The 10,133-nt window shown below is 70.2% G+C and carries 7 protein-coding genes and 1 pseudogene; 5 read left to right on the top strand and 3 right to left on the bottom strand.

The genetic code is table 11. The features are described from left to right. The 3 genes and pseudogenes from VOI19_RS00350 to VOI19_RS00340 all read left to right on the top strand — a co-directional run. A pseudogene (locus tag VOI19_RS00350) lies at positions 1-3,649 on the top strand (hypothetical protein); the annotation flags it as partial. A 130-nt stretch (positions 3,650-3,779) separates the two neighbouring features. After that, positions 3,780-4,841 carry a cation:proton antiporter gene (locus VOI19_RS00345; protein WP_323790955.1) on the top strand — a complete coding sequence of 354 codons (1,062 nt, stop codon included), beginning with the start codon at positions 3,780-3,782 and terminating at the stop codon, positions 4,839-4,841. 89 nt (positions 4,842-4,930) lie between these two features. Further along, a complete protein-coding gene (locus VOI19_RS00340; protein WP_323790954.1) occupies positions 4,931-5,326 on the top strand; it encodes a hypothetical protein in 396 nt (131 codons plus the stop codon). 81 nt (positions 5,327-5,407) lie between these two features. Here VOI19_RS00340 and glnA read toward each other — a convergent pair whose 3' ends face one another. Beyond that, a complete protein-coding gene (gene glnA, locus VOI19_RS00335) occupies positions 5,408-6,829 on the bottom strand; it encodes a type I glutamate--ammonia ligase (RefSeq protein WP_323790953.1) in 1,422 nt (473 codons plus the stop codon). A gap of 192 nt (positions 6,830-7,021) precedes the next feature. Here glnA and VOI19_RS00330 point away from each other — a divergent pair, with 192 nt between their 5' ends. Together VOI19_RS00330 and VOI19_RS00325 are read left to right on the top strand one after the other, a co-directional pair. Beyond that, complete coding sequence (locus tag VOI19_RS00330) at positions 7,022-7,441, top strand: RDD family protein (RefSeq protein WP_323790952.1); 420 nt, start codon at positions 7,022-7,024, stop codon at positions 7,439-7,441. Next, positions 7,438-8,253, top strand: a complete 816-nt coding sequence (locus VOI19_RS00325) for a hypothetical protein (protein WP_323790951.1) — start codon at positions 7,438-7,440, stop codon at positions 8,251-8,253. The genes VOI19_RS00330 and VOI19_RS00325 overlap by 4 nt, the downstream gene beginning before the upstream one ends. A 47-nt stretch (positions 8,254-8,300) precedes the next feature. Here the strand turns inward: VOI19_RS00325 and VOI19_RS00320 are convergent, their stop codons facing one another. Both VOI19_RS00320 and lipA read right to left on the bottom strand, forming a co-directional pair. Further along, positions 8,301-9,053 (bottom strand): DUF4191 domain-containing protein, encoded by a 753-nt coding sequence (locus VOI19_RS00320; RefSeq protein WP_323790950.1) that lies wholly within the window; start codon positions 9,051-9,053, stop codon positions 8,301-8,303. 87 nt (positions 9,054-9,140) lie between these two features. Continuing rightward, entirely contained in the window at positions 9,141-10,082 is a 942-nt protein-coding gene (lipA, locus tag VOI19_RS00315) for a lipoyl synthase (protein ID WP_323790949.1), read from the bottom strand. Positions 10,083-10,133: the final 51 nt, after the last annotated feature.

Genomic DNA, 10,133 nt, shown 5'->3' with positions numbered 1-10,133 from the left:
AGCGCTCGACACCGACACCGACCACCTCGGCGGGCACCTCGACGACGTCGAGGGACCCTTGGTCCTGCAGGCGGGAGCCGGAGACCGCCAGCGGTTGCTGATCAGTGACCGCGAGGCCGGGTCCGGCGATGCCGTCGTCACCTACGACGGCTCGACCCTGACCGGGATGGCCCCGGCACCCATCACCCACGACGCCGTGGGAGGCGAGTTCGGGCACGGCATCACGCTGTGGGCCTCCGAGCTGCGCGACGTCATCGCGCTGAGCGGCACCGACCGGTCGGCGACGACCGGGGTCAGCACGCTGACGACTCTCAACACCGGGGCGGGCGCCGACCAGGTCGACGTCGCGCTCGACGCAGACCTGCACGGGCCGGTCGTGCTCAACACCGAGGAGGGCGGCGACGTCGTCGACGACCTCGGCTCGACGCTCGACATCGTCGTCTTCGGCGGGTCGGGGGGCGACGACATCACGACCGGCGCCGGCAACGACCTGGTGGTCGGCGACCGCGGCGTGCTCACCTCTGCCGACGGCGGAACCGTGTCCGGCAACGGAGGACCCGGCGACGTCAGCGACGGCGCGGAGCGGTCGCGGGCGACCCTGGACTCGCGTACCTCGGACGCTGCCGGCGGCAACGACGAGATCGCCACGGGTGACGGCCGCGACGCGGTGGTTGGCGGGCCCGGCGGGGACGAGGTCTCGGGCGGTCCCGCAGACGACGTGGTCCTCGGCGACAACGCCGTGGTCGAGCTCGACGACGGCATCGCCCGCTCGGCCTCCAGCCGGGACACGTCCATCGGAGCCGACGACGAGCTGTCCGGTGACGGCGGTCGGGACGTCGTGATCGGCGGCCACGGTCCCGACGACCTCTTCGGTGGCGCCGACCACGACATCCTGCTCGGCGACCACGGCCTCTGGGACCCGGCGGTCCTGCCGGACGATCAGCCCTTCCTCTCGATCCACGACGGCGCCGGTGACGGCGGTGGTGGCGACACGATCCACGGCGACGGGGGCGACGACGTGCTGCTCGGGCAGCAGGGTCGCGACGAGCTCTTCGGCGATGCCGGCGAGGACGACCTGACCGGCGGGCACAACGTCGTCGGCGGGGCCGACACCGGTGACGTGATCGATGGCGGCAGCGAGGCCGACGTGGTCCTGGGCGACAACGGCACCATCACGCGCACCAGGCTGGTCGGGGACACGTGGCTGCGACACCCCGCACCCTTCGCCGACGTCGTGCGCGAGGTCGTCCGGTTCGACGACATCGACCGGGTGACCGGCGCGGACGTGGTGACCGGCGGCCCGGGAGACGACCGGGTCGAGGGCCAACGCGGCGCGGACGACCTCTCCGGCGGGCCCGGCGACGACGAGCTCGTCGGGGGCCTCGGGGGAGACACGATCTCTGGCGGCGACGACGTCGACGTGATCTTGGGTGACATGGGCACGATCAACCGTGCTCTGGACGGGCCGGGCACTCCGCGGGTCGACGCCAGTGGAGCCTGGCACCGCGACCTGGTTCTCGAGGACGTCGGTGACGTCACCGGCGGCGTGTCGAGCGACAGCACGTCCTCGACCGGCACCGACCCCGGGCTCGCCGAGCAGCTCGTCGAGGCAGACCTGCTCCTGTTCACCGGAGCGGTCGACGTGGCCGGGGAGAAGATCCTGCGACCTGGCAGCGGTGCGTGGGACACCACGGTGCTGCGGGTCGACCTCGTCGCAGCCGATGACGACACGCTCTTCGGTGACGGTGGCGACGACCTGGTGCTCGGCCAGCGCGGTGACGACGTCATCGAGGGCGGCACGGGCGACGACCTGCTGGTGGGCGACAACGCGACCAGCTCGCTGCCCGTCGCGACCGACCTGCCGCAGATCGAGCGGGGGATCCGGCTCCTCGGCGCCGCCCCCGGCGCCGGTCTCGACATCGGCCCGCAGGGCGTCGTCGTCGTGCCGACGGTGCAGACCACGTCGCGTTGGTTCGGCGACGAGGCGTTGGCCCCGACCGTCACCTCGGGTGCGGTCGACCGGCTCGACTCCCTGTGGAGTGACGGCCTCACGCGCTCGGGCGACGGGGCGACCCTGCGCCCGCTGGTCAGCGCGGTGCCCGACCTCGTCCACCATCCCGACGTGCAGCCCGGCAACGACGAGGTCTCCGGCGATGCCGGCGATGACGTCCTGGTGGGCGACGACCTCACGGTCTCGCTGGCACTGCTCGACGCACCCGACCGGCTCGACGACGTGCTGGGCGAGGTCGGCGACGTCGTCCGGGGCCTGAGCCTCACCCTCGACCGTCTCGGCGTCGACGTCGACCTGTGGCAGCACGAGGTCGAGGGCGGTGGGCACGCGGACGACCGGCCGGTCGTCACCGTCGCCGGGGACACCCTGCGCGGAGGCAGCGGGCGCGACACCGTCAGTGGTGACGACGCGACGGTGGTCGTGCCGTGGCAGGCCGCCGTGCCCGTCGGGGGCCTCGACCTCGAGTCGCTGCTGCTCGACGTGCACGCCACTGCTCGCGACGTCGAGCACGTGGCGGCCGACGGCACGTTCCTGGCCGAGCAGGCCCACGGCCAGGTGCTCCACGCGCTGGTCGCCGAAGGTGCGCCGGGCAGGGACCTCGTCGACCCCGCTCACCACGTGGTGGAGGTCGGCAACGACGTCGTGCGTGGAGGCGATGACGGCGACACCCTCGTCGGCCACGACAGCCAGCTGCTCGTGGCCCAGGTGAGCGCCGGCGCCGCGAGCCCGAAGGACGGCGAGCGCTACGGCGTCTCGAAGAGCGTCTTCAAGGACGCCGAGCGCGCTCTCCACGATGCGGTCGAGGCTCGTGACGAGCTGCTCGAGGACCACGTGGACGACGACCACCAGGAGCCGGACGACGCCCACCCGTCGAAGAAGGAGCTGGAGCGGATCGGGTTCCACTGGGGTTACGCGATGACCGTGGACGACGACGACCTCGCCGGGGAGGGAGGCGACGACGTGGTCTTCGGTGACGACGGCCGGCGGGCCGTGGTCGTGGTGGCCCGGGCGGCTCGGAGCAAGAGCGAGGCCAAGGACCTGAAGAAGCAGAGCCACGAGCTCGCCAAGCAGCTCGACGACCTGGTCGAGGACGTCCTCAACGTCGAGAAGGCAGACTCGGGGCCGTACGCCGACGAGGCCCCGCATCGGTCCGCTGCTAAGAACAGCGCCGTGCGGGTCAACCGAGCCAACGACCGGGTCGAGGGCAACGACGGTGACGACGTCCTCCTCGCCGACGACGGCGCCGTGGCGTGGGGGATGGCCGCTGACACCGGCCGCAGCACCCTCACCGCCAAGGACCTGAAGAAGCTCGACATCGCCTTCGACGGCGACGACCCGCAGGACGTCGCCTGGACCGACGACGTGATGCTGGGTCAGGTCGGGGTCGACGTGGTCCTGGGCGGCGACGGCGCCGACTTCCTCGTCGGGGCCAAGAAGGTCGACGACCTGCGCGGGGGGCCGGGCAAGGACACGGTGCGCAAGAGCAACGGGCAGGCCGCCAAGCCGCGCACCGAGACGGTCGTGCGCAGCACCGCCTCCGACAACCTCGGCGCGGTCGTCACCCGCCTGGTGCGCCACGTGTCCGGGTTGGACGGCTCGCTCCGCGCGGTCGAGGGGTTCGGGGTGGTGCGCCCCTGAATCGGGGCGCGGGCTAGGACGAACGCGGACGGGCTCGGGACGGACGGGCTGCACAGCCTTCTCACAGCGGGCGCTGACACGATCCCGACACGACCTCCACCGCCCGCCCTCACCGCAAGCGAATGCACCCATGGACCTCGGCCTCGCCTCGATCGGGCCAGGCATCGAGCTTCTCAGCGAGCTCGGGCTGGGCCTGCTGTTCCTGATCGCCGGGACGGAGATCAAGCCGGCGACGCTCCGCGCGGCTCAGGGGCGGCACGCCGCGGTCACCTGGATCCTGGGCATGCTTGTCGGGTTCGCGGTGGCGTGGGTCTTCATCCCGGTGGCGGACTTCTCGGTGGCCCTCGTCCTGGCTCTGGCGATCAGCTCCACGGCGCTGGGTGCCCTGACCCCGATCCTGCGCGACATCGGCCTGGAGCCGACCAAGCTGGGCACGGCGGTGTTCAACCACGGTGTGATGGGCGAGCTCGGACCGATCCTGGTGATCGCGCTGGTGCTGGGCTCGAGGAGCAGCCTGATCAACATGGCGGTGCTGCTCGCCTTCGTCGGGGTCGCGGTCCTCGTGGCGATCGTTCCTCGTGCCGTGCTGCTCCGGATCCCCGGGATCAGCGAGGCCGTCGTCCAGGGGATGCACGGCACCGGCCAGACCGGCATGCGCTTCATCTTCTGGCTGCTGCTGGCCCTGATGTCCGCGGCCGCGGTGCTCGAGCTCGACCTGGTCATCGGAGCCTTCGCTGCGGGGTTCGTCCTGCGGGCGATCGCGCCGGACGACGCCCACTTCCTCGACGAGAAGCTGACGGTCGTGGCGTGGAGCTTTCTCGTCCCGGTCTTCTTCCTGACCACGGGCATGGACGTCGACCTCGCTGCGGTGGTCGAGTCACCCGGGCTCCTGACGACCTTCGTGGTGATGATCCTGGTGGTGCGAGGTGGCGTGGTGTGGCTGCGGGAGCAGCTCACTCCCACTGCGTCGGGACTCACCTCCGTGAGCGAGCGTGTGCAGCTCGGCCTGTACGCCGCGGCCGGGCTGCCCATCATCGTCGCGGTCACCGAGGTCGCGGTCGACGGCGACCTCATGCCCGAGGACGTCGCGTCCGTGCTCGTCGCGGCGGGGGTGGTCACGGTGACGGTCTTCCCGGCGCTGGCCAGGCTCCTTCAGCACGTCGGCTCCGCCCGTTCCCGGGTCCCCGCCTGAAGGCCGCGCTCGAGACGGCCGGCCGGCTCATGAGTGGCTATCACCGGCCTCACCGGGGGCGCACAGCAAGGGCCCGGACAGTGGGGGACATGAAGCGAACACTGTCGATCAAGAAGACCATTCTCGCCCTGTCCCTCGCCGCGGCGCTGCCGCTCAGTGCCTGTGGCTCTGACACGTCACAAGACACGTCGGCGACCGCGAGCGACGACACCACTGCAGCTGCGGGTGAGGTGGCCGGAGATGCGGGAGCGCCACCGGCCGGCGGTGGTCAGGGAGGCGCGCCGATGGCCGCGCCCGCCGGTGCGGAGCCTGGGGCTGTCGAGCCCGACCTCGCTGCTGCGGCCGAGACGCTGGGAGTGTCCGAGGCAGAGCTCGAGGCGGCACTCGGCGGGCCTCCGCCGGACTTCGAGTCGGCTGCCGAAGAGCTGGACGTATCGGTGGACGAGCTGATGGCAGCGCTTTCCGCGGAGGGAGCCGCCGGCTAGCCGAGGCTCACGCACAGTGCCGTACGCCGTGACCACTTGGTGGTCACGGCGTACGGCACTCGTCGAGGGAGATCCCTCGGATCAGATGTCGTAGTACAGCTCGAACTCGTGCGGGTGCGGACGGAGCGCCACGGGGGCGATCTCGTGCTCGCGCTTGTAGGCGATCCACGTCTCGATCAGGTCGGGCGTGAACACGTTGCCGGCCGTCAGGTAGTCGTGGTCCTCCTCGAGCGCGATGAGCACCGCGTCGAGCGACGTGGGCACCTGGTCGATCTCAGCCATCTCGTCCGGCGGGAGCTCGTAGATGTCCTTGTCGATCGGGGCCGCAGGCTCGATCTTGTTCTGGATGCCGTCGATGCCGGCGAGCATCAGGGCCGCGAACGCGAGGTAGGGGTTCGCCGACGGGTCGGGGAACCGGGTCTCGACGCGCTTGGCCTTCGGGTTGGAGCCCGTGATCGGGATCCGGACCGAGGCCGAGCGGTTGCGCGAGGAGTAGACCAGCGAGATCGGGGCCTCGTAGCCCGGTACCAGGCGGTGGTAGGAGTTGACCGTCGGGTTGGTGAAGGCCAGCAGCGACGGGGCGTGCTTGAGGATGCCGCCGATGTACCAGCGCGCCATGTCGGAGAGCCCGCCGTAGCCGGTCTCGTCGTAGAACAGCGGGACGCCGTTCTCCCACAGCGACTGGTGCACGTGCATACCCGAGCCGTTGTCACCGAAGATCGGCTTCGGCATGAAGGTGACCGACTTGCCCTGCTCCCAGGCGGTGTTCTTGATGAGGTACTTGAACTTCATCACGTCGTCGGCAGCCTTGAGCAGCGTGTCGAAGCGGTAGTTGATCTCCGCCTGACCGGCGGTGCCGACCTCGTGGTGGGCGCGCTCGACGACGAGGCCGCACTTCTCGAGGTTCTTGACCATGTCTGCGCGCAGGTCGCTGTAGTGGTCGTAGGGCTCGACGGGGAAGTACCCACCCTTGAGGCGGGTCTTGTAGCCGAGGTTGTCCTCGCCCTCCTTGCCGGAGTTCCACCAGCCCTCGACGGAGTCGATGTGGTAGAAGCCGTGGTTGACATCGGTCGAGTAGCGAACGCTGTCGAAGATGTAGAACTCGGCCTCGGGCGCGAAGAACGCGGTGTCGGCGATGCCCGTGGTCGACAGGTAGGCCAGCGCCTTGCGCGCGATGTTGCGCGGGTCGCGCGAGTACGGCTCACCGGTGATCGGGTCGTGGATGAAGAAGTTGACGTTGAGCGTCTTGGCCTTGCGGAACGGGTCGATGTAGGCCGTGGTCACGTCGGGGAACAGCGACATGTCGGACTCGTTGATGGCCTGGAAGCCGCGGATCGACGAGCCGTCGAAGCCAAGCCCGTCTTCGAAGACGCTCTCGTCGAACGACGACACCGGCACGGTGAAGTGCTGCATGATGCCGGGCAGGTCGCAGAAGCGGACGTCGACCATCTCGACGCCTTCGTCCTTGATGTAGGCGAGCATCTCCTCGCTTGTGCTGAACATTCGTCCTCCTTGGCCGGCACGTTGGTGCGCAGCCGTCACAAACACGGTTTGGCAGGTAGGTGTCCCGAAGCGACGTTGCGCCGGGTGACCGAAATTACGAACGGGTCGTTTCTCGACCGTATCGGTTTTGTGTCTGCCACGTAACGGGTGGTCCGATCTGCGACCGCTGGGGTCTCCTCCTAGGCTGGCCGGATGACCGGCCCGACCAGTGATGCCTTCCAGACCGCCTCCTGGGGTCGTCGCCTCCTCGCCCTCGTCGTCGACTGGGTGGTCTCGACCCTCGTCGTGGTCGCGTTCATCGGCACTGAGCGGTACGCCCAGCAGGGCGGGACCGACACCTTCCTGGTGCTCGGGGTCTACATCCTCGAGTCGGCAGCCTTCACCTGGCTGCTCGCCGGCTCCTTCGGCAAGCTGGCCACCGGGCTGCGCGTGGTGCCCGCCGACGGCGTGTGGCGACCGATCCACCCCTTGCGTCTTCTGCTGCGACAGGTGATGGTGGCGCTCGTGATCCCTCCGCTGGTCTTCCGCGCCGACGGCCGCGGCCTGCACGACCTGACCACCGGCACCGCGACCGTCACCAAGGACACCTACCGCGCGTTGATGCCGTCATGAGCCCACGCCGACGCCCGTCCCAGACACTGCGACGCGGGCGGCTCGGCGCGCTCGTGCTGACCTCGGGGCTGCTGGTCCTCGGCTGCGGCGGCGACCCCGCCCCGGAGGCAGAGCCCTACCTGCTCACCGACCTCGAGGGCGGCACCGCCGCGCCCGACGCCGCGTCGGGCGGGGCCACGCCGAGCCAGGCGCCCACCACGCCGACAGCAGGAGGTGCCGAGATCACCGGCGCCGCGCTCGTCGAGCTCGTCGCCACGGCGGCCGGAGCCGTCGACAGCGTGCGGGTGTCGATCAGCAACGCGACGCCACCGCCCGACATCGAGGCCAGGGTGAGCTATGCCGACGGCGAGGAGTACGACGCCGTCGTACGAGGCGTGGACGGCCAGCCGGACGTGCTCCTGCGCCGGGTCGACGACACCGTCTACGCGGGCACCGGTGCTGACCTGACGGCCGTCGACCCCGACGACCCGCGGCTGGAGAGCAGCGCAGGTGGCATCGTCCCGGCACTCGTGGACTGGAGCCCACTGCTGGACCTCCGTGCAGCGCTCGCCGGCGCCAGGGGTGCGCAGGAGACCACCCCGACGGACGGCGCCGCGGCGGCATACCGCTACGACCTGCCGCTCGGCACGCGCCCGCGCCCCTCACTGGTCGTGCCCGAGGGTGTCCGTGGCATCGCCGCGGTGACCCTGCTGCTCGACGAGGCCGACCTGCCGATCAGCCTGACCCTGGAGTTCGAGGCCGCCGGGGAGCCGACCACCGTGGTGCTCGGCTACTCCGACTGGGGCACGCCGGTCGAGATCAGCGCTCCCTGACGTTCAGCCGACGATCGGCTTGGGGTCGGCTGGGGATCGGCTGGGGATCAGCGTCCGCGCATGTTGCCGCGCATGCCCTTCATGCTCGTCGGCACGGGGCCGCGGGGGAGCGGGACCTTGGGACGCTGGGCATCGAGTGCCCGGAGCCGGGCCAGCAGGTCGGTGACCTCGGCGGGCTTGACCTGACGGCCGAGCTTGCGCACGTGCTTCATCAGCTTGGGGAGCGGCACCTGGCCCTCGCCGTTGCCGACGATGACCTCGTGGATGGGGGTCTCGCTGGCGACGCGCTCGTGCTTGCGCCGCTCGCCGGCCATCAGGGCCTTGAGGCGGTTGGGGTTGCCCTCACCGACCAGGACGATCCCGGGAGGGCCGACGACTCGGTGCACCATGTCCTGCTGCTTGGTGAAGCCGACGACCTCGTCGACGCGCCATCCGCGACGCAGCATCGACAGGGCGCGCGCTCCGGCGCCGGCCTGTCCTTCGAGCCGCTTGAACGCGGCGTTCTGAGCGCGGCGGCTGAAGACGATCATCATCGCCAGGAAGCCGATCATGACGCCGCCGATGATCGCGAAGACCATCTTAGCGGTGCCCGAGCCGGGCAGCAGCGTGAAGAGACCGAAGCCGAGGGCGCCGAAGACGAGGAACGAGCCGAGCATCCACAGGCCGATGCGGGGATCGCCCTGCTTGGACATCCGGTAGGTCTCGACGACCTGACGTCGCCGGCTCATCTTGAGCGGGTCGGTCTCGGCCTTCTTGGCGGCGCGCTTGTCCTTGCGTGACATCTTCGGCTCGGTGGCCATGGTTCGGGGACTGCCTATCTGGTCGGATCTGGTCGGACTGCGTACGACGTCGCAGATCGTGGTCGGCTACAACTCTTCGAGCAGGTCTCAGGCGGGCGCTGTCTCGCGCGCCTGCATCGCCTGACCGTACAGGCGTCCGGCGCGGTAGGACGAACGAACCAGCGGTCCTGAGAGGGCACCCGAGAACCCGATCGCGTCAGCCTCGTCCTTGAGCTCGACGAACTCCTCGGGCTTGACCCACCGCTCGACGGGGTGGTGGCGCAGGGAGGGGCGCAGGTACTGGGTGATCGTGATGATCTCGCAGCCGGCGTCATGGAGGTCCTGGAGCGCCTGCGAGACCTCTTCGCGGGTCTCGCCCATGCCCAGGATCAGGTTGGACTTGGTGACCAGGCCGAAGTCGCGTGCCTGGGTGATCACGTCGAGCGAGCGCTCGTAGCGGAACGCCGGGCGGATCCGCTTGAAGATGCGCGGCACGGTCTCGACGTTGTGGGCCAGGACCTCGGGGCGCGACTCGAAGACCTCGCGCAGCAGGTCGGGCTTGCCGTTGAAGTCGGGGATGAGGTTCTCGACCCCGGTGCCGGGGTTGAGCTCGTGGATGGCGCGCACGGTCTCGGCGTAGAGCCAAGCGCCGCCGTCCTCGAGGTCGTCGCGGGCGACGCCGGTGATGGTGGCGTAGCGCAGCTCCATCTTCTGCACCGACTCAGCGACCCGGCGGGGCTCGTCGCGGTCCAGAGGCTGCGGCTTGCCGGTGTCGATCTGGCAGAAGTCGCAGCGGCGGGTGCACTGGTCGCCGCCGATGAGGAAGGTCGCCTCGCGGTCCTCCCAGCACTCGAAGATGTTCGGGCAGCCGGCCGACTGGCACACGGTGTGCAGACCCTCGCTCTTCACGAGCTTCATCAGCTCGTTGTACTCCGGGCCCATCTTCGCGCGCGTCTTGATCCATTCGGGCTTGCGCTCGATCGGGGTCTCGGCGTTGCGGACCTCCAGGCGGAGGAGCTTGCGGCCTTCGGGAGTGGGAGTGGTCGTCACTGCGTCAACACTACGCGTGGTGCTCGGCTCGCCCAACGTGGCGCCGACCCC

Source organism: Nocardioides sp. (assembly GCF_034670285.1).
Classification (GTDB): domain Bacteria; phylum Actinomycetota; class Actinomycetes; order Propionibacteriales; family Nocardioidaceae; genus Nocardioides.
This window is presented reverse-complemented; position numbering and strand designations above follow the sequence as displayed.